Below are 18,182 nucleotides of genomic sequence, written 5' to 3'. Positions count from 1 at the left end.
CTACCAGTTAACAAATTTAGAGGGCCTTATGGCAACGTACTATAGCAACGATTTTCGTGCTGGTCTTAAAATCATGATGGACGGCGAACCGTACGCGGTTGAAGCCAGCGAATTCGTTAAACCAGGTAAAGGCCAGGCATTCGCACGCGTAAAGCTGCGTCGCCTGCTGACCGGTACCCGTGTTGAGAAAACCTTCAAATCTACTGACTCCGCTGAAGGCGCTGATGTTGTCGATATGAACCTGACTTACCTGTACAACGACGGTGAGTTCTGGCACTTCATGAACAACGAAACCTTCGAGCAGCTGTCTGCGGACGCAAAAGCGATTGGTGACAACGCCAAGTGGCTGCTGGATCAGGCTGAGTGCATCGTGACCCTGTGGAACGGTCAGCCTATCGCGGTTACGCCTCCGAACTTCGTTGAGCTGGAAATCGTTGAAACCGATCCAGGTCTGAAAGGTGATACCGCAGGTACTGGCGGCAAGCCTGCCACTCTGTCTACCGGCGCTGTGGTGAAAGTGCCACTGTTCGTACAGATCGGTGAAGTGATCAAAGTGGATACCCGCTCCGGCGAATACGTATCCCGCGTGAAGTAATTTACGTCATGATGTAAGGCGCAGCGCCCGCTGCGCCTGATTTTGCAGGCAGGGAAGATGAAACGTACCGTTAAAATTCTGCTTCTGTTAGCGCTCTCCAGCGCAATTCTCTCCGGTTGCAACACCGCGCGTGGCGTGGGTGAAGATATCCAGGATCTCGGCCATATCATTTCCCATGCGGCCAGCTAATTCCGTCTAATTTTCCTAAAAATTCTTCCTTTTCCGTCAAACGACAAGATCTTGTCTATTCTTAAGTTGCTATACACAAAATAACTTTGGCTATAAAAGGAAGATATTATGGTTAAGAAAACAATTGCAGCGATCTTTTCTGTTCTGGTGCTTTCTTCGGTACTGACTGCATGTAACACCACCCGTGGCGTAGGGGAAGATATCTCCGACGGTGGTAACGCGATTTCTGGCGCAGCAACTAAAGCTCAGAACTAATGAAAGCGACGGTACGGCAGGTCATTTCACCGTACCGTCAATTCTCCACTTCCTGTAGCGATAAAAACGGGGAGTAGCGCGTATCCATATGTAGCTTCATGCGGATATTGCGTTTGTACGTGTACACCGTTTTTCCGTTAATGCGCAGATTGCTGGCAATTTTCTGGTTGCTCGCGCCATCCATCCACAGGCTAAGAACTCTCTCTTCCTGACGCGTCAGTAACGGTGCCGCCATCTCCGGAAGCTCCGCGCTTGCGCATGACGTTAGCGCGTCATTTATCACCGCCGCTAGTTTTTCCAGATCGGTATTTTTGGAAAGAGAAGACCATATCGGGAACTGCGCCAGATAATCTGTCATCTCTTGCTCCTGGCCTGATTGCAGCATAATAAAAGGCAATGTTTCGCTGGCAATCAGCAGGGAGGATAGCTGCTGAAAATGGTGTAAATCCTGCCGGAAGCCAGATAAATCAGCGATGACCAGCGCAGGTTTCCATTGCAGGATATGCTCTCTGGCGAGGAAAAGATTATTTACCCCGGTTACGACGAAATGACCCGAAAACAGGTCTGAATGATTGACCCAGGCTTCAAATCCCGTGCGGGTGAAGTGACAACGGTCAATCAAAAGAATTTTAAACATAAAATTTTCGCAGTCGGCTAGTGGTTTGGCTTCCTGCCATCAGAAAGCCTATCATCATAGAGAAGTCGGATGAGTCATAAATGCCTGAACTCCGTGTCTTACAGAGGCTATTTCTTGCCTTAACATGTTCAGCAGAAAAAGTTTGAAAAAAAATTCCATGCTAACCAAAATATAAGGCGCAACCTCAGCCTTGCGGGACGACCCGTAAGCGCTTCATTCATCGGGGACGGCCCCAACTTGTCGTTAAGTTAAGGAGCCTGATATGTCCTGGATCGTTCTTGTTATTGCCGGTTTGCTCGAAGTGGTATGGGCAATTGGCCTGAAATATACCCATGGTTTTACCCGCCTGACGCCCAGCGTCATCACTATCGCCGCAATGATTGTCAGTATCGTCATGTTGTCATGGGCGATGCGAAGCTTGCCAGTCGGAACGGCTTACGCTGTCTGGACGGGCATTGGCGCGGTAGGGGCTGCCATTACCGGTATTCTGCTGCTGGGGGAGTCTGCGAGCCTGGCGCGCATCGCCAGCCTCGCGTTAATCGTCGCGGGTATCATCGGGTTAAAACTCAGTACCCACTAATGCGGCTGTTTTACCCAGATTAATTTCGTCACGTCAAACCCTTGCCGGGTCGCTATGTCCAGCATCTGCTGTTTCATTTCCGGCGGGATCGTTGGCGTGCGGGAGAGGATCCACAGATAGTTGCGATCCGGCCCACACACCAGCGCGTGGCGGTACTCTCTGTCCAGCGCAATGACGTTATACCCGCCGTAGAATGGGCCGATGAAAGAGACTTTCATGGCCGCGCGATTAGACGCGCCGGTGAAATAGGCCTGACCAACTGACTGCTGCCACATCTGGCGATCCGGGTTATAGCCGCGGTTAATGACCCGGATCCCGCCGTCATCCATCGCGCTGTAGTTAACCGTGACTTTTTCTAAGCCCCGTTCGAACTGATGGTCCATTCGGGCGATTTCATACCAGGTGCCGAGGAAGCGCTGTGCGTCGAAATTACTGACTACCGTGACGCCAGGCGGAGGAGTAGGGGAACTGCAAGCAACCACTAAAAACGCGGCTGTTACTGCGGCAATAACAGGCAGAATGCGCATAGGAGTTTCCTTACTGTTTTTTGTTAAGTGTAGATGACAGCAGGGAAAATGCGGGAGATTGTGTAGGGGGTTTTGCCGGGTAAGGCGAAGCCGCCACCCGGCAATGTTTTACTGTAGCGCCTCGAGGATATGGTATGCCGCCTCAACGCGTGCCGGGTTCGGATAGCTTTTATTCGCGAGCATCACAATACCGATCTGCTTTTCAGGAATAAAGGCCACGTAGCTGCCAAATCCGCCAGTAGAACCCGTTTTATGGACCCAGGACGCTTTGACCGGGGGAGCCGGTGGATTCACTTCTGCCACGGGTAACGGCGCCAGCGCTACCTTACTGTCGCTGCCTTCGACCACCGTGTTGGCCTCCACGGGCCAGTTGAGCATCTCCCAGCCCAGACCCTGATACATTGACCCGATACGCCAGTAGCGCGACTGCGCCAGCGCGATGCCCTGCTTAAGTGAGGCATCGGCAACCTTCTCCGGCGCCATGTTTGCCATGACCCAGTTCGCCATATCCTGCACGTTGGTTTTCACGCCATAGGCTTGTGCATCCAGCATTCCCGGCGAAACGCGCACCGCTTTACCGTCACGATAGCCCCAGGCGTAATGCGCCTCTTCCGCTTTCGGAACGTTAATCCAGGTATGGTCCAGCTTGAGCGGCTTCAGGACCCGCGTCGTCATGGCCTGCTCATAGGGCATGCCAGAAGGTTTGACCGCCAGCGCACCAAAAAGACCGATGCTGGCGTTGGCGTAAAGACGCGTTGTGCCAGGCTTCCACTGCGGCTGCCAGTTTTGATAAAAGCGCAGCAGGGAGGCGTTATCCGTGACCTCATCCGGTACCTGTAGCGGCAGGCCGCCAGCGGTGTAGGTGGCGAGATCCAGCATACGAATACCCTGCCACTGCTTGCCCGTCAGCTGTGGCCAGTATCTGGTCACCGGATCGTCCAGCGAAATTTCACCGCGAGCAATGGCATCCCCACCTAAAACGCCGGTGAAGGTTTTACTTATAGAGCCCAGCTCGAACAGGGTCTGAGGCGTAACGGGTTTATTCGCCGCGATATCGGCCTTGCCAAACGTGTAATAGTGCGATTTTCCCTGATAAATAACGGCCACCGCCATGCCTGGAACAGACTGGGCTTTCATCAGCGGGGTAACCGTATTCGCGACCACCTCCGCCAGCTGTTTTTCTGACACTGGCGCGGCGAGAGCAGAGCAAGAGAGGCCCAGCAGCAGGGCGCAGCAAAGGGATTTTTTCATCATCAGTAATCTTCCGTAATAGCGAGTCAAGGGGGTGTCCGGGCCCATCAGACAGGCGTAGTCTATTGGATTTGACTGTGCCTGACAAACGGTTAAATTTAGCATTAGCTGTTAATTTTTCTAACGGAAGAGACCATGACGCGAAGCTATCTCCCCCTCAATTCGCTTCGAGCTTTTGAAGCCGCCGCGAGACATCTCAGCTTTACGCATGCGGCCATTGAGCTGAACGTGACCCATTCAGCCATTAGCCAGCATGTGAAAACGCTGGAGCAGCACCTGAACTGTCAGCTGTTCGTTCGCGTGTCGCGCGGGCTGATGTTGACTACCGAGGGTGAAAATTTACTGCCGGTGCTGAATGATTCTTTCGATCGTATAGCCGGAATGCTGGATCGCTTCGCTAACCATCGTGCGCAGGAGAAGCTGAAAATCGGCGTGGTGGGTACATTTGCCACCGGGGTTTTATTCTCGCAGCTGGAGGATTTTCGCCGTGGCTATCCGCACATCGATCTTCAGCTTTCCACCCATAACAACCGCGTTGATCCGGCTGCCGAAGGGCTTGACTATACGATCCGCTACGGTGGCGGGGCGTGGCACGGCACCGAGGCTGAATTCCTTTGTCATGCGCCGCTCGCGCCGCTGTGTACGCCCGATATCGCCGCCAGTCTGCACAGTCCGGCCGACATCCTCAGGTTTACGCTGCTGCGCTCTTACCGACGCGATGAATGGACCGCGTGGATGCAGGCGGCCGGCGAGCATCCCCCTTCGCCAACGCACCGCGTGATGGTATTTGATTCGTCCGTGACCATGCTGGAGGCCGCTCAGGCAGGGGTGGGCATTGCCATTGCGCCTGTCGATATGTTTACCCATCTGTTAGCCAGCGAGCGCATTGTACAGCCCTTTGCGACGCAGATTGAGCTCGGCAGTTACTGGCTGACCCGATTGCAGTCCCGGGCAGAAACGCCAGCCATGCGCGAATTTTCCCGGTGGCTGGTGGAGAAGATGAAAAAGTAAAAAGCCCGCCGGATGGCGGGCCTGTTCAGTCAGATGGTGACCACGGCAATCAACGTGACGACCGTCAGAATGGTCGCCAGACCGTAGAAGACCCATTTACCGCTTGGCACATGGATTTTCAGATCGTGCATCGCATGGTGGATACGGTGCAGACCACACCACAGCGGCAGGACGATCATCAGGAAGATGAACACGCGGCCAATAAAGCTGCTCGCAAAGGCCAGTACGCGCTCATAGCTCAGCGCATCGCCCGGGAACAACCCCAGCGGCAGCATGATCCCGACCAGCAGGATAATGACCGGGGCAATAATGGCGCTCCACATGCCGCCTGCGCCAAACAGCCCCCAGAAAACCGGCTCGTCTGAACGTTTAGGATTTGGATTGATCACAGTAGTCTCCTTACCAAAACAGTGCGACAAACAGAATGACCACAGAGACAACTGCTGTCACTGCCCAGAGCCCTTTAATGACCGGCTCTGGCCCCATTTTTTCGCCTTTTACAATGATGTTCGCTGCTTTTGGCGCCAGTTCAAACCAGGTTTTGGTATGAAGCAGCGCGGCGGCGAGCACAATCAGGTTCAGTACTACGATGATTGGGTTTTGCAGGAAGCCCACAAAACTGGCCCAGGCTTCCGGGCCGTGCTTGAGGGCATACACCCCGTACATCAGTTCGAGGCTGAACCAGACCGCGGGAACTGCCGTGCCTTCACGCAGCATATAGAAGCGATAAAACGGCAGTTTTTTCCACCAGGTGGACGGCATTGGTCGCACGTAGGCTTTGCGTTTAGTCGTCATCATGCACTCCTTAGCGTGGTTTCAGGGTAGCGATAAGAAAGTCTTTCGAGCTTTCCACCTTACCCTGCTGAATGGCGGCGGCCGGGTCGACATGCTTCGGACAGACTTCGGAGCAGTAACCGACAAACGTGCAGGTCCAGACCCCGTTCTGGCTGTTCAACTGGGCCATACGTTCTTTTTTGCCGTGGTCGCGGCTGTCTTCGTTATAGCGGTGCGCCAGGGTAATGGCGGCCGGGCCGATAAACTCAGGGTTCAGGCCAAACTGTGGACAGGCGGCGTAGCACAGGCCGCAGTTGATGCAGCCGGAGAACTGATGGTATTTCGCCATCTGCGCGGGCGTCTGGGGGTTTGGCCCCTGATCCGGTGTGCGCGGGTTGCCGATGATGTACGGCTTAATCGCTTCGAGGCTTTCGATAAAGTGGGTCATGTCGACCACCAGATCGCGCTCAATCGGGAAATTGCCCAGCGCTTCAACCTTGATGCCTTTGGTGTAATCACGCAGGAAGGTTTTACACGCCAGCTTTGGCACCTTGTTGACCATCATGCCGCAGGAGCCGCAAATTGCCATGCGGCAGGACCAGCGGTAGCTCAGGTCTGGGGCCAGGTTATCTTTGATATAGCCGAGCGCATCCAGCAGGGAGGTTTGCTCGTCGTAAGGGACTTCATAGAAAGCGCTATGCGGCGCGGCGTCCACTTCCGGATTGTAGCGCACCACTTCAACTTTCAGTTTTTGCATCTCAGCCATTCGCCTTCTCCTTCTTATCGGCGGCTTCTGCTTCTGCACCGTACACGCGTTTCGCCGGTGGCAGCGTGGTGATTTTCACGTCGCTGTAGTCCAGACGGGTGGTGCCATCCGCATCGCGCCAGGCGAGAGTGTGTTTAAGGAAATTGACGTCGTCACGTTCAGTGCAGCCCTCATCCAGACGCTGGTGCGCGCCGCGGGACTCTTTACGCGCCAGGGCGGAATGGGCCATACATTCTGCGACGTTCAGGCCGTGGCCCAGTTCAATGGTATAAAGCAGATCGGTATTGAAGACGCTGGAAGTGTCGGTGATACGCACGCGCTTGAAGCGCTCCTGCAACTCCGCCAGCTTATCGACGGTTTTCTGCATCAGCTCTGGCGTACGGTAGATCCCGCAGCCTTCTTCCATCGACAGCCCCATTTCGTCGCGGATCTTCGACCAGTTTTCGTTACCTTCCTGGTTCACCAGGTCTTTCAGGCGTTTTTCGACGTCTGCAACCTGCGCATCCAGCGCCGCGCTGTTAGCTTCACCTGCCGTTGCGGCACGCTCCACCGCACGTTCGCCCGCCATGCGACCAAAGACCACCAGCTCAGCCAGCGAGTTCGAGCCCAGACGGTTTGCGCCGTGCAGACCGACGGAGGAACACTCGCCCACCGCAAACAGCCCTTTGATGCGGGTTTCGCACTGCTGATCGGTTTCGATGCCGCCCATGGTGTAGTGCGCGGTTGGACGCACCGGGATCGGTTCTTTCACCGGATCGACGCCCACATACGCTTTCGCCAGCTCGCAGATAAACGGCAGACGCTCCAGCAGTTTCTTCTCGCCGAGATGACGCAGGTCGAGATGCACCACGTCGCCGCGCGGCGTTGAGATGGTGTTGCCTTTGCGCCACTCGTGCCAGAAAGCCTGAGAGACTTTGTCGCGAGGGCCGAGTTCCATGTATTTGTTTTTCGGCTCGCCAAGTGGGGTTTCCGGACCCATGCCGTAATCCTGCAAATAGCGATAGCCGTTTTTGTTGACCAGAATTCCGCCTTCGCCGCGGCAGCCTTCCGTCATCAGTATGCCGGAGCCCGGCAGGCCGGTTGGGTGATACTGGACGAACTCCATATCACGCAGCGGGACGCCGTGGCTGAGCGCCATGCCCATACCGTCACCGGTGACGATGCCGCCGTTGGTGTTGTAGCGGTATACGCGGCCCGCGCCGCCCGTTGCCATCACCACCGCATTAGCGCGGATCTGGACAAGCGTACCTTCCATCATGTTCATCGCCACCAGTCCGCGCGCATGACCGTCGTCGACCAGAATGTCGAGAACGAAATGTTCGTCAAAGCGCTGGATTTGTGGGAACTGGAGGGAGGTCTGGAACAGGGTGTGCAGCATGTGGAAGCCGGTCTTATCGGCGGCAAACCAGGTGCGTTCGATCTTCATGCCACCGAAGCGGCGGACGTTGACGCTCCCGTCCGGACGGCGGCTCCACGGGCATCCCCACTGTTCCAGCTGGGTCATCTCCGTTGGGCAATGATGCACGAAGTAATCAACGACATCCTGTTCGCAAAGCCAGTCGCCCCCTGCAACCGTGTCGTGGAAATGGTATTCAAAGCTGTCATGATCCTGCGCGACGGCAGCGGATCCTCCTTCTGCGGCTACCGTGTGGCTGCGCATCGGATAGACTTTTGAAATCAATGCGATTTTAGCGTTCGGATTGGCTTGTGCCGCAGCAATTGCAGCCCGTAATCCAGCCCCGCCAGCGCCTATTACGGCAAGATCGGCTTGAAAAGTTTGCACGACATTCCTCCAGATTTTTGTTTTCCCGCAACGCGATGAGCTAAAGGACGTTCACCTGCCCGAACGGGCGATTGCGGAAGCGATTCCACTGCTCCTTTATGGGTAAAACAGTATAACCGCGTAGAAGTGAGGGAAATTTGACGTGTTCGATTTTTTTGCTGTTCTGTGCGGTGATTTATCATCGTGATTAATGAATGGCGTCACAGTATTTCTCTGTGCAATGAAAAGGGACTTTTACTGTGCAAAATTTGTCTCTGCCCCGGCTTACGAGTAGACTTCGTGCCCTTGTCTGAAAACGGAGAAATAACTCATGAGCGAAACGGCCACCTGGCAGCCGAGCGCATCCATTCCAAACCTGCTAAAGCGCGCAGCAATTATGGCGGAGATCCGCCGTTTCTTTGCCGACCGCGGCGTCCTGGAGGTGGAAACGCCGTGCATGAGTCAGGCGACGGTCACGGATATTCATCTGGTCCCGTTTGAAACCCGTTTTGTTGGCCCAGGCCACTCTCAGGGCATGAATCTGTATCTGATGACCAGCCCGGAATACCATATGAAGCGTCTGCTGGCGGCCGGGTGTGGTCCGGTCTATCAGCTGTGCCGTAGCTTCCGTAATGAAGAGATGGGCCGACACCATAATCCGGAATTCACCATGCTGGAGTGGTACCGCCCGCACTACGACATGTATCGTCTGATGAACGAAGTCGACGATCTGCTGCAACAGGTGCTGGATTGCGCGGAAGCTGAAACGCTCTCCTATCAGCAGGCCTTCCAGCGTCATCTGGAAATTGATCCGCTGTCGGCTGATAAAACACAGCTGCGTGAAGTGGCGGCAAAACTGGATCTGAGCAACGTGGCGGATAACGAAGAGGATCGCGACACGCTGCTGCAACTGCTGTTCACCTTTGGCGTTGAACCGCAAATTGGTAAAGATCGTCCGACGTTTGTCTATCACTTCCCGGCCAGCCAGGCCTCGCTGGCGCAGATCAGCACCGAAGATCACCGCGTGGCGGAACGGTTTGAGGTGTACTTCAAAGGCATTGAGCTGGCGAACGGTTTCCACGAGCTGACCGACGCGCGCGAACAGCAGCAGCGTTTCGAGCAGGATAACCGCAAGCGCAACGCGCGCGGTCTGCCGCAGCAGCCGATTGACACCAACCTGCTGGAAGCGCTTAAGGCCGGTTTGCCGGACTGCTCCGGCGTGGCGCTGGGTGTGGATCGTCTGGTCATGCTGGCGCTGGGTGCCGAGCAGCTGGGCGATGTGATTGCCTTTACGGTCGATCGCGCCTGAAAAAATGCCGGGTGGCGCTGTCGCTTACCCGGCCTACTCGGTCATTTAACTCTGCCACATTAAAAACTGCTCTTTTCGCTATAGACGGGTCTTTTTCTTAAATTGCCTCGGATAGCCACAATATTTGTCTGGTCATCTGCTACCATCCGCGCAGTTTAATTCCGTTTCGGATGGTTATATGTCTCACTCACTCAAAAAAATGACCCTTACCGGGCTCATTCTGATGATTTTTACGTCAGTCTTTGGCTTTGCCAATAGCCCGTCCGCGTTTTATCTGATGGGCTACAGCGCGACGCCGTTTTATATCGTTTCCGCTCTGTTCTTCTTTATCCCGTTTGCGCTGATGATGGCGGAGATGGGCTCGGCGTACCGGAAAGAAGAGGGTGGCATCTATTCGTGGATGAACAACAGCGTCGGTCCGCGTTATGCGTTTATCGGTACGTTCATGTGGTTTTCATCCTACGTCGTCTGGATGGTCAGCACGGCGGCCAAGGTCTGGGTGCCGTTCTCAACGTTTCTCTTCGGTGCGGATAAAACGCAGGTCTGGTCTCTGGCGGGGCTGAGCTCCACGCAGGTGGTCGGTATTCTGGCGGTGTGCTGGATGGTGGTGGTCACGCTGGTGGCCTCGAAAGGCATCAACAAAATTGCCCGTATCACTGCCGTTGGCGGTATTTCCGTGTTGTGCCTGAACCTGGTGCTGCTGCTGGTCAGCATCGCCATTCTGTGCCTGAACGGCGGGCATTTCGCACAGGAAGTCAACTTCGTTTCATCGCCTAATCCGGGTTACCAGTCCGGACTGGCCATGCTCTCCTTCGTGGTGTTTGCCATCTTTGCTTACGGTGGAATTGAAGCCGTGGGCGGCCTGGTCGACAAAACCGAAAATCCGGAAAAGAACTTCGCCAAAGGCATTATCTTTGCCGCCATCGTCATATCCATTGGCTACTCACTGGCGATTTTCCTCTGGGGCGTCAGCACCAACTGGCAGCAGGTACTGAGCAATAACACTACCAACCTCGGCAACATTACCTACGTGTTGATGAAAAGCCTGGGGGTGACGCTGGGCAACGCCATGGATCTCGCGCCGGAAACGTCGGCCACCCTGGGGATCTGGTTTGCGCGGATTACCGGTTTGTCGATGTTCCTCGCCTATACTGGCGCGTTCTTCACGCTGATCTACTCGCCGCTGAAAGCGATTATTCAGGGGACGCCAAAGGCGCTGTGGCCTGCACGTATGACTCAGCTGAACGCTGCCGGTATGCCTGCCAACGCGATGTGGATGCAGTGCATGCTGGTGTGCGTGTTCATTCTGCTGGTGTCCTTCGGCGGTGATACCGCGTCGGCGTTCTATAACAAGCTGACCCTGATGGCAAACGTATCGATGACGCTTCCGTATCTGTTCCTGACCCTGGCGTTCCCGTTCTTTAAGGCGAAGCAGGATCTGGAACGACCGTTTGTGATCTTCAAAACCCGTGCGGCGACGCTGCTGGCGACCACTGTTGTGGTGCTGGTCGTCGCGTTCGCCAACATTTTTACCGTCATTCAGCCCGTTGTTGAGGCAAATGACTGGAACAGCACGCTGTGGATGGTTGGCGGACCGATCTTCTTCTCGCTGCTGGCAATGGGGATTTATGAGCATTACCGTCGTCGCTCGACGGCCTGTGTAGCAGAAGTGGCATAAAGGATTGACCCCCTCCCGATGGGGAGGGGGAAAGGATTACAAACTTCCCGCCGGGCGCGTACGCGCCGCTGACGTCAACGTTCTTCCCGTCTTACGTCCGTCCAGCGTTTCCAGACGCATCTGGAACGGTGGGAACGGCATATCAATTCCGTGCTCGCGGAAGCCAGCCAGAATCAGCTGGTGGATCTCATGGCGCAGCGGCATACGGTGTCCCATCTCGGCGGCGTAGATACGCAGCTCGAAAATCTGGATCCCCTGCTGCAAATCAACCAGGAAGACTTCCGGCGGTGGGTTGTCGATTACCAGCGAACAGCGTTCAGCAGCCGTATACAGGATCTGCGTCACCTCTTCGCTGTTGGCATCCGACGGAGCGGGTACGGTCAGCACCACACGCGTGACGGAGTCGGACAGCGACCAGTTGATAAACTGCTCGGTGATAAATGCCTTGTTCGGGACGATGATCTCTTTACGGTCCCAGTCGCTGATGGTGGTGGCACGGGTGTTGATCCTGGTGACGCTGCCGGTGAGATCGCGGATGGTCACCGTATCACCAATTCGAATCGGCTTTTCAAACAGAATGATCAGACCAGAAACGAAGTTGGCAAAAATCTCCTGTAAACCAAAGCCCAGGCCTACGGTCAGGGCGGCAACCAGCCATTGCAGTTTTGACCATTCGATACCAATCATCGAGAAGCCGACCAGCCCACCAAACAGCATGATTAAATACTTGGTGATGGTGGTGATGGCATAGCCTGTGCCTGGGGTTAAATCCAGATGCTGCAACAGCGCCAGCTCCAGCAAGGCAGGGAAGTTACGTATCAGCTGGGTGGTGATGATCAGCACCAGAATCGCAATCAGCACGGCCCCTAAGGTGATGGGCTCCAGGCTTTCGACTCCCTGCACCGTGGACGTCACATCCCATAAAGAGATGTTCTCCAGGAAGCCAAACGCGGAGTGGATTTCTGACCACAGGTAGATCACCGACAGCAGGGCAACCAGCATCAGAATTGAGCGTACCAGCCGCAGGGACTGAGTACTTATCGCATCCAGATCCAGTTCGACGTCATCAGCGTCTGTAGTCCCTTCGGTGCTGTTGACGTGGTTTGGCTCTTCCTCACCCCGCGCGCGCTGGGCCAGAATTTCTGCGCGACGATGTTTAGCACGGTCAAACGCCAGACGACGACGCTGGATCAGCATGCCGCGGCGGATAACATGGTAGACCACCAGCAGCAGGAACCAGATGGCCACCGACGTTTCCAGTCGGGCGAGCAGCGCCTGCGACGTGGCGAGATAACCGACCGCTGCCGCCAGCATCGCCGCCAGCGGCGCGCTGAGCAGCAGGTTCCACAGCAGACGGTTTAACATGTTATCGCCGCTGCCGGTCTTGTCGAGATAGAGCGGGATCCCGGCGCGTTTCAGGCTGAGCGTCACTACCGCTAACGCCCCGCAGATCAGCATAAAGCACAGCCGTCCCAACGAGCCGGAGAACTCCCGGTCATTGAGATTATCGAACATGATCAACGCCATAATCAGCGGCACAATCAGCCCGATACTCATCAGGTAGTAACGCATCGCCCGCGCAACGCGATTACGCGGCCAGCCAAAGTGAGCGATGAACAGACCATTTGGCCGCGCAAACGTGGCGCAAATCATCACCACCCACAGCAGCGGGACGGTGGCGGTCACGCCATCGCCAATCGCGACGGCAAGCGGGTAGGGCCAGGCTTCACGCAGTCCGTATCCGAGCGTCATCCACAGCACCGGCAGCGGAGACGCGACCAGAATTGACCAGAACACCGTACGCAACGTCAGCCAGAAGTGATCCTGGGTTACTTTTCCCACTCGGGCGCTGGAGCGCTCAAGGAAACGGGTAAAGTGACGACGGGAATAAATACTGAAGCCCACCAGAATCAGCGCCCCCAGCAACGGGAAGATAGTCTCCTTGCTGGTTATCATCATTACGCTGGCGAGGCCCAGCTGGCTAAAGGTGTCCAGCGAAATGAGGCGGCGCAGATCCTGCACGATCTCAATCGGCCAGGCGAAGGTCATCGGCCGCACGTCGGACGTCCAGAAAAGGTAACGGTGCGTGGCTTCGTTGACCTCTTTCAGCGCATCCTCCAGCTGGCTATTCGAGACTTTCAGCTTGGTCAGCTCAAGGATCAGCGTATCGCCCCCCTGCAACAGGGAATTGAGCAGTTCGCGTTGGGTGCGCAGCTGCGCTTCCAGAATACGACTTTGCTCGCCGGTGAGCGGCTGTCCGTCAGCCTGACGGATCTGGCGGATTTGCGGCTGCTTGTTGAGGAGATCTTCATAATGAAGACGCTGAACACGCAGCTGCGCCATCTCCGTATCAAGCTGCTGTGGTTTTGGCATCTCTGGCAGACGGGCCACCTGCGCGCGTAACGCTTCGCCCAACAGGTTAGACGAGCCAAGCCACTGGGACTGTTCACGCAGCGTGTTGAGTGCCTGACGAACCTGAAGGGTTTGATTGGTAGCCTGACGCTGCTGCGAGGCCACCAAATCCATGCGCTGCGCCTGCTGATTCAGCGCAGCAGAAAGCTCGCGGTTAACCTTAAACTGGGCGACGATGCTGTCGGGCAGGTTAGCGCTGTTTTCGGCCAGTAACTCTGTGCTTTCCAGAGCACGTTCAGCTTCACGCTGACGCTGGCTGTTGAGTTGATTTCTCAGCGCCTGGAGATACGCATCCAGCTGCTGGCTCTGCTTCTGCGCCAGCTCGGAACGCATCCGCGACAGCTCCTGGCGGTTGTTAGCGGAAAGCTGCGCCAGCTCCAGTTCATCAACCAGGGCTTTTAGTCTGGCGGATTCCGCCTGCAACCCAAGATTTTGCGCCTGATTCTGCGGTGTGCTGCCCGTCTGCGTCCCGATGCGGCGTTCCACCTCATTTAACTGACGGCGGGCATCGGTTTGCTGCTGTGGAAGCTGACTGAGGGAATCGGCAATTTCACGCGCCCGTTCCTGCTCCTGCTGCGCCAGACGGCTTTTTTCCAGCAGCTGGCTGCTGACTTGCAGGATCTCCTGATTCAGCGCCTCGGACGTCATCCCCGCGGGGACCTGGCGTGGTTCATCGCGCAGGTTGTTTAGCTGCGAGCGCAGGGTCTGAGAGAGTTTGGGGAAATTGTCGATAACCTGTTGATACTGCTGCGCGCGCTCAAGGGAACCCTTTCGTTCCTCAAGCGCGTTCAGTGCAGACTGGAGTGACTCAACGGTCTCCGGCTGAGCGGGTTTTGCCGCTTTTGCCTGCTCCAGCTCCTGGGTTATCTGTTTGGCGTCGGGGGCCGTCGCTGCGTACGCCCCCATGCTGAGGCACCAGGCCATCAGTAATACGATAATCGGGCGCACGTCAGCGATCCTTCTGTTGTTAGCCTTCGTCTTTTTTGTCGTCAACCAGCGGGCTGGCGTCGTGCTCGGCTTTGATCTCATCTTCCGGCAACGGGGCTGGCGCAACGTCTGGTGTTGCAAAGACCTCCGTCGATACTGCCAGAGGCTGGCCGAGTTTGGTCACGGACAGGCTTTCCAGCTCGTCGACCAGGTTAACTTTGCCCGGAGCGAACAGGTTGATGACCGTTGAGCCCAGCTTGAAGCGGCCCATTTCCTGACCTTTCAGCAGGGCCACAGAACCTTCTTCTTCGCCGGCAGGCCAGGTCCAGCGCTTGATCACGCCTTCGCGTGGCGGAGTAATGGTGCCCGCCCAGACGGTTTCGATGCTGCCTACAATGGTAGCACCCACCAGAATCTGCGCCATTGGGCCAAATTCAGTATCAAACAGGCAGATGACGCGCTCGTTACGGGCAAACAGGTTAGGAACGTTTTGCGCCGTCAGGTGATTGACGGAGAACAGATCCCCCGGCACGTAGATCATCTCGCGCAGAATACCGTTACACGGCATATGCACGCGGTGGTAATCGCGCGGGGAGAGATAGGTGGTCGCGAAAGTCCCGTTACGGAACAGATCGGCCATTATGTAGTTACCGGCCAGCAGCGCTTCCAGGCTGTAGTTATGGCCTTTCGCCTGCAAAATTTTGTCGTCTTCAATTTTACCCAGCTGGCTGATCACGCCGTCCGCTGGCATCACCAGCACGTTCGGGTCGGTATTCAGCGGGCGCACTTCATCGCGCAGCGGACGCACAAAAAATTCGTTGAAGGTACGATAGCTTGCCGTATCCGGCTTCTGCGCTTCTTTCATGTCGACCTTGTAGTATTTCACGAACAGGTCGATGACCAGTTTGGTCAGCCAGCCCGCTCGTTTGCTCGCGCCCCAGCCCGCCAGGCGAGTGAGCCACAGTTTCGGCAGAATGTATTGAAGCGAAAGTTTAAATGAGTTTAACAAGGTAGCCTCCAGGCCATTGTTTTGTCGTTCCTGATCCGGCATTACGCTGCCGGAACCTGAAAAAAGGGGACGATTTTAGCGACGCTTAGCTTAGTTGTCAGTTATCAGAATCAGAAAAGTTTTTACGCGTTTTTACCTGGTCCATGCTTTCGAGAATACGGTGGTAATTTTCGAAACGGGTTTCCGCAATTTCTCCGTTCTCTACCGCTTCGCGGATGGCGCAGCCCGGATCGTTGTCATGTTTACAGTCGCGGTATTTGCAAGCGCCTAAATAGTCATGGAATTCGACAAATCCGTTAAAGATTTGTTCCGGCTCGAGATGCCAGAGACCAAATTCACGCACGCCCGGGGAGTCAATCACATCGCCGCCGTGCGGGAAGTGATAGAGACGTGAGGCGGTGGTGGTGTGCTGGCCCAGCCCGGAGACGTCCGACACATCGTTGGTCAGGATCTCCTGCTGAAGGCCGAGCAAATTGTTAAGCAGACTGGATTTACCCACGCCGGACTGCCCTGCAAAGATGCTGATGCGGTCGGTTAGCGCATCTTCCAGCGGCTTCAGGCCGTCTTTGGTGCGGCTGGACACCATCAACACGCGATAGCCAATGTTGCGGTAAATATCCATCTGCTCATTGACAAAGGCCATGGCCTCGTCATCCAGCAGATCGATTTTATTCAGCACGATAAGCGGCTCAACCTGTAGCGTTTCGCAGGCCACCAGATAACGGTCAATAATGTTGAGTGAAAGCTCAGGCAAAATCGCCGAAACGATCACGATCTGGTTAATGTTGGCGGCAATGGGCTTCACGCCGTCGTAGAAATCCGGACGGGTCAGAACCGACGTGCGTTCATGCACGGCTTCAACGATGCCTTTAACCGTTACCCCTTCCGCCGCCTCCTTGCCCGGACGCCAGACCACGCGGTCACCGGTCACCAGGGAACGGATGGTGCGACGGATATTGCAACGGTGGATATCCCCGTCGGCAGATTCGACATCGGCGTGCATGCCGAAGCGGCTAATCACAACGCCTTCTGTCGCTTCGCCAAACAGGTTGTCGTCGTAATCGGGCTTCTCCGTAGTGGTTTTAAGACGGCGCTGGTGATTTGCATTCACGCGGCGCTGCTGCCCTTTGGAGAGTTTATTTTTACTCAATCGCGCTGGCTCCTGGTCGCCCGTAGCGGGCAAAACCTCTATGATACACTCTAATTAATACTAGTTAACCTGCTACTGCCGGTTATGCGAGAAGGGTGGAAAATAACATGAGCGCGGACGAAAACAACCTGATTTGGATCGATCTGGAGATGACCGGCCTTGATCCCGAGCGCGATCGCATTATTGAGATCGCCACACTGGTCACCGATGCCAACCTCAATATTCTGGCGGAAGGCCCAACGATTGCCGTGCACCAGTCCGATGACCAGCTTGCGCTGATGGATGAGTGGAACGTGCGTACCCATACCGGCAGCGGGCTGGTGGAACGCGTGAAGGCCAGCACCCTGGGCGACCGCGAAGCGGAGCTGGCGACGCTTGAATTTCTGAAGCAGTGGGTGCCGGCAGGAAAATCGCCTATCTGTGGCAACAGCATTGGTCAGGATCGTCGTTTCCTGTTTAAGTACATGCCGGAGCTGGAGTCCTACTTCCACTACCGCTATCTGGATGTGAGCACCCTGAAAGAGCTGGCCCGCCGCTGGAAACCGGAAATTCTCGACGGCTTCACAAAGCAGGGGACGCACCAGGCGATGGATGACATCCGTGAGTCTGTTGCGGAGCTGGCGTACTATCGCGAAAACTTTATTAAGCTCTGATTTTGCGATCCGGCGCCTTGCGTGGCCGGGTTTTTGTCGCTAAATTGTTCAGCTTGCCGATTAAATAAGCACTTGAACTGAATTTCAAAAAAATCGCTTTGAGGGGGGTTGCAGCTAAACGGATTTCTCGTATAATGCGCCTCCCGTAACGACAGAGAATTACACGTTACGACAGCAACAAAAGCAGTACAGATTTGCGGGAATAGCTCAGTTGGTAGAGCACGACCTTGCCAAGGTCGGGGTCGCGAGTTCGAGTCTCGTTTCCCGCTCCAAAATTTGAAAAGTATCGCAAGATACGCCAGCACCAGAACACCCAAGCGGGAATAGCTCAGTTGGTAGAGCACGACCTTGCCAAGGTCGGGGTCGCGAGTTCGAGTCTCGTTTCCCGCTCCAAAATTTGAAAGTATCGCAAGATACGCATAGCACCAGAACACCCAAGCGGGAATAGCTCAGTTGGTAGAGCACGACCTTGCCAAGGTCGGGGTCGCGAGTTCGAGTCTCGTTTCCCGCTCCAAATTCTTCTTCATCTCCAGATTATCCACAGCGAAGTGCTTCGTTGGGGACGTTTTCTATTATGTCTGAAATACTCTTGTGAACAGAGTTATCCACAGAAACCGTGATAAAACCAGTCTCTACGAAATGTTAGCAGGGTGAATAATATCTTCGTAATTACCTGTAATTTATGAAGAAAATTTGA

At 55.4% G+C, this 18,182-nt stretch carries 18 protein-coding genes and 3 tRNA genes; 11 read left to right on the top strand and 10 right to left on the bottom strand.

Annotation, left to right across the window (positions count from 1 at the left end):
- Nucleotides 1-28 precede the first annotated feature (28 nt).
- From efp to ecnB, 3 genes are all read left to right on the top strand, one after another.
- Nucleotides 29-595 carry an elongation factor P gene (efp, locus tag CU081_RS01620; protein WP_003855940.1) on the top strand — a complete coding sequence of 189 codons (567 nt, stop codon included), beginning with the start codon at nucleotides 29-31 and terminating at the stop codon, nucleotides 593-595.
- A gap of 57 nt (nucleotides 596-652) precedes the next feature.
- Nucleotides 653-784, top strand: a complete 132-nt coding sequence (locus tag CU081_RS01615) for an entericidin A/B family lipoprotein (protein ID WP_006810410.1) — start codon at nucleotides 653-655, stop codon at nucleotides 782-784.
- A gap of 108 nt (nucleotides 785-892) precedes the next feature.
- Complete coding sequence (ecnB, locus tag CU081_RS01610; RefSeq protein WP_003855942.1) at nucleotides 893-1,039, top strand: lipoprotein toxin entericidin B; 147 nt, start codon at nucleotides 893-895, stop codon at nucleotides 1,037-1,039.
- A gap of 37 nt (nucleotides 1,040-1,076) precedes the next feature.
- Here ecnB and CU081_RS01605 read toward each other — a convergent pair whose 3' ends face one another.
- A complete protein-coding gene (locus CU081_RS01605; protein ID WP_022650247.1) occupies nucleotides 1,077-1,676 on the bottom strand; it encodes a helix-turn-helix transcriptional regulator in 600 nt (199 codons plus the stop codon).
- 262 nt (nucleotides 1,677-1,938) lie between these two features.
- Here CU081_RS01605 and sugE point away from each other — a divergent pair, with 262 nt between their 5' ends.
- Nucleotides 1,939-2,256: a quaternary ammonium compound efflux SMR transporter SugE gene (gene sugE, locus CU081_RS01600; protein WP_003855944.1), complete on the top strand. Its 318-nt coding sequence runs from the start codon at nucleotides 1,939-1,941 to the stop codon at nucleotides 2,254-2,256.
- Here sugE and CU081_RS01595 read toward each other — a convergent pair.
- Together CU081_RS01595 and CU081_RS01590 are read right to left on the bottom strand one after the other, a co-directional pair.
- A complete protein-coding gene (locus CU081_RS01595; protein ID WP_022650248.1) occupies nucleotides 2,253-2,783 on the bottom strand; it encodes a lipocalin family protein in 531 nt (176 codons plus the stop codon). The genes sugE and CU081_RS01595 overlap by 4 nt on opposite strands.
- A 108-nt stretch (nucleotides 2,784-2,891) precedes the next feature.
- Entirely contained in the window at nucleotides 2,892-4,037 is a 1,146-nt protein-coding gene (locus CU081_RS01590; protein WP_023315250.1) for a cephalosporin-hydrolyzing class C beta-lactamase ACT-16, read from the bottom strand.
- Nucleotides 4,038-4,169: 132 nt separating this feature from the next.
- On the opposite strand from CU081_RS01590, the gene ampR reads away from it, so the two are divergent.
- A complete protein-coding gene (gene ampR / locus CU081_RS01585; protein WP_003855952.1) occupies nucleotides 4,170-5,045 on the top strand; it encodes a LysR family transcriptional regulator AmpR in 876 nt (291 codons plus the stop codon).
- A gap of 29 nt (nucleotides 5,046-5,074) precedes the next feature.
- Here the strand turns inward: ampR and frdD are convergent, their stop codons facing one another.
- From frdD to frdA, 4 genes are read right to left on the bottom strand one after another with little or no spacing between them, the layout of a single operon-like run.
- Entirely contained in the window at nucleotides 5,075-5,434 is a 360-nt protein-coding gene (gene frdD, locus CU081_RS01580) for a fumarate reductase subunit FrdD (RefSeq protein ID WP_000609653.1), read from the bottom strand.
- 10 nt (nucleotides 5,435-5,444) lie between these two features.
- A complete protein-coding gene (gene frdC / locus CU081_RS01575; protein ID WP_003855953.1) occupies nucleotides 5,445-5,840 on the bottom strand; it encodes a fumarate reductase subunit FrdC in 396 nt (131 codons plus the stop codon).
- Between the two features lie 10 nt (nucleotides 5,841-5,850).
- A complete protein-coding gene (locus tag CU081_RS01570; protein WP_039268685.1) occupies nucleotides 5,851-6,585 on the bottom strand; it encodes a succinate dehydrogenase/fumarate reductase iron-sulfur subunit in 735 nt (244 codons plus the stop codon).
- The gene (gene frdA / locus CU081_RS01565) at nucleotides 6,578-8,368 is read right to left on the bottom strand and encodes a fumarate reductase (quinol) flavoprotein subunit (RefSeq protein WP_003855957.1); all 1,791 of its coding nucleotides are present in this window, start codon (nucleotides 8,366-8,368) and stop codon (nucleotides 6,578-6,580) included. The genes CU081_RS01570 and frdA overlap by 8 nt, the downstream gene beginning before the upstream one ends.
- Nucleotides 8,369-8,678: 310 nt before the next feature.
- On the opposite strand from frdA, the gene epmA reads away from it, so the two are divergent.
- Nucleotides 8,679-9,656, top strand: a complete 978-nt coding sequence (gene epmA / locus CU081_RS01560) for an elongation factor P--(R)-beta-lysine ligase (RefSeq protein WP_003855960.1) — start codon at nucleotides 8,679-8,681, stop codon at nucleotides 9,654-9,656.
- A gap of 178 nt (nucleotides 9,657-9,834) precedes the next feature.
- Nucleotides 9,835-11,334, top strand: coding sequence for a glutamate/gamma-aminobutyrate family transporter YjeM (gene yjeM, locus CU081_RS01555; RefSeq protein ID WP_039268686.1), 1,500 nt, complete (start codon nucleotides 9,835-9,837; stop codon nucleotides 11,332-11,334).
- A 36-nt stretch (nucleotides 11,335-11,370) separates the two neighbouring features.
- On the opposite strand, the gene mscM is transcribed toward yjeM, so the two are convergent.
- From mscM to rsgA, 3 genes are all read right to left on the bottom strand, one after another.
- Nucleotides 11,371-14,694: a miniconductance mechanosensitive channel MscM gene (gene mscM / locus CU081_RS01550; RefSeq protein WP_003855962.1), complete on the bottom strand. Its 3,324-nt coding sequence runs from the start codon at nucleotides 14,692-14,694 to the stop codon at nucleotides 11,371-11,373.
- A 19-nt stretch (nucleotides 14,695-14,713) separates the two neighbouring features.
- Complete coding sequence (asd, locus tag CU081_RS01545) at nucleotides 14,714-15,682, bottom strand: archaetidylserine decarboxylase (protein ID WP_032645928.1); 969 nt, start codon at nucleotides 15,680-15,682, stop codon at nucleotides 14,714-14,716.
- 97 nt (nucleotides 15,683-15,779) lie between these two features.
- The gene (gene rsgA, locus CU081_RS01540) at nucleotides 15,780-16,832 is read right to left on the bottom strand and encodes a small ribosomal subunit biogenesis GTPase RsgA (RefSeq protein WP_003855964.1); all 1,053 of its coding nucleotides are present in this window, start codon (nucleotides 16,830-16,832) and stop codon (nucleotides 15,780-15,782) included.
- Between the two features lie 107 nt (nucleotides 16,833-16,939).
- Here rsgA and orn point away from each other — a divergent pair, with 107 nt between their 5' ends.
- From orn to CU081_RS01520, 4 genes are all read left to right on the top strand, one after another.
- On the top strand, nucleotides 16,940-17,485 hold the full coding sequence (gene orn, locus CU081_RS01535; RefSeq protein WP_003855965.1) for an oligoribonuclease: 546 nt from the start codon (nucleotides 16,940-16,942) through the stop codon (nucleotides 17,483-17,485).
- A 196-nt stretch (nucleotides 17,486-17,681) separates the two neighbouring features.
- A tRNA-Gly gene (locus tag CU081_RS01530) sits at nucleotides 17,682-17,757 on the top strand.
- Nucleotides 17,758-17,802: 45 nt separating this feature from the next.
- A tRNA-Gly gene (locus CU081_RS01525) sits at nucleotides 17,803-17,878 on the top strand.
- A 45-nt stretch (nucleotides 17,879-17,923) separates the two neighbouring features.
- Nucleotides 17,924-17,999: transfer RNA gene (locus CU081_RS01520), tRNA-Gly, on the top strand.
- The last annotated feature ends 183 nt before the right edge of the window (nucleotides 18,000-18,182 follow it).

This window comes from Enterobacter sp. CRENT-193, from assembly GCF_002787395.1.
Classification (GTDB): domain Bacteria; phylum Pseudomonadota; class Gammaproteobacteria; order Enterobacterales; family Enterobacteriaceae; genus Enterobacter; species Enterobacter hormaechei_C.
Note: the sequence above shows the minus strand (reverse complement) of the source record. Positions and strands in the feature narration are given on the sequence as shown.

Excerpts from the sequence above, each read along its gene's own strand:
- CU081_RS01595 (WP_022650248.1), bottom strand. The coding sequence starts at position 2,783 with ATGCGCATTCTGCCTGTTATTGCCGCAGTAACAGCCGCGTTTTTAGTG.
- yjeM (WP_039268686.1), top strand. The coding sequence starts at position 9,835 with ATGTCTCACTCACTCAAAAAAATGACCCTTACCGGGCTCATTCTGATG.
- CU081_RS01605 (WP_022650247.1), bottom strand. The coding sequence starts at position 1,676 with ATGTTTAAAATTCTTTTGATTGACCGTTGTCACTTCACCCGCACGGGA.
- CU081_RS01615 (WP_006810410.1), top strand. The coding sequence starts at position 653 with ATGAAACGTACCGTTAAAATTCTGCTTCTGTTAGCGCTCTCCAGCGCA.
- orn (WP_003855965.1), top strand. The coding sequence starts at position 16,940 with ATGAGCGCGGACGAAAACAACCTGATTTGGATCGATCTGGAGATGACC.
- efp (WP_003855940.1), top strand. The coding sequence starts at position 29 with ATGGCAACGTACTATAGCAACGATTTTCGTGCTGGTCTTAAAATCATG.
- CU081_RS01590 (WP_023315250.1), bottom strand. The coding sequence starts at position 4,037 with ATGATGAAAAAATCCCTTTGCTGCGCCCTGCTGCTGGGCCTCTCTTGC.
- ecnB (WP_003855942.1), top strand. The coding sequence starts at position 893 with ATGGTTAAGAAAACAATTGCAGCGATCTTTTCTGTTCTGGTGCTTTCT.
- CU081_RS01570 (WP_039268685.1), bottom strand. The coding sequence starts at position 6,585 with ATGGCTGAGATGCAAAAACTGAAAGTTGAAGTGGTGCGCTACAATCCG.
- sugE (WP_003855944.1), top strand. The coding sequence starts at position 1,939 with ATGTCCTGGATCGTTCTTGTTATTGCCGGTTTGCTCGAAGTGGTATGG.
- ampR (WP_003855952.1), top strand. The coding sequence starts at position 4,170 with ATGACGCGAAGCTATCTCCCCCTCAATTCGCTTCGAGCTTTTGAAGCC.
- epmA (WP_003855960.1), top strand. The coding sequence starts at position 8,679 with ATGAGCGAAACGGCCACCTGGCAGCCGAGCGCATCCATTCCAAACCTG.
- frdC (WP_003855953.1), bottom strand. The coding sequence starts at position 5,840 with ATGACGACTAAACGCAAAGCCTACGTGCGACCAATGCCGTCCACCTGG.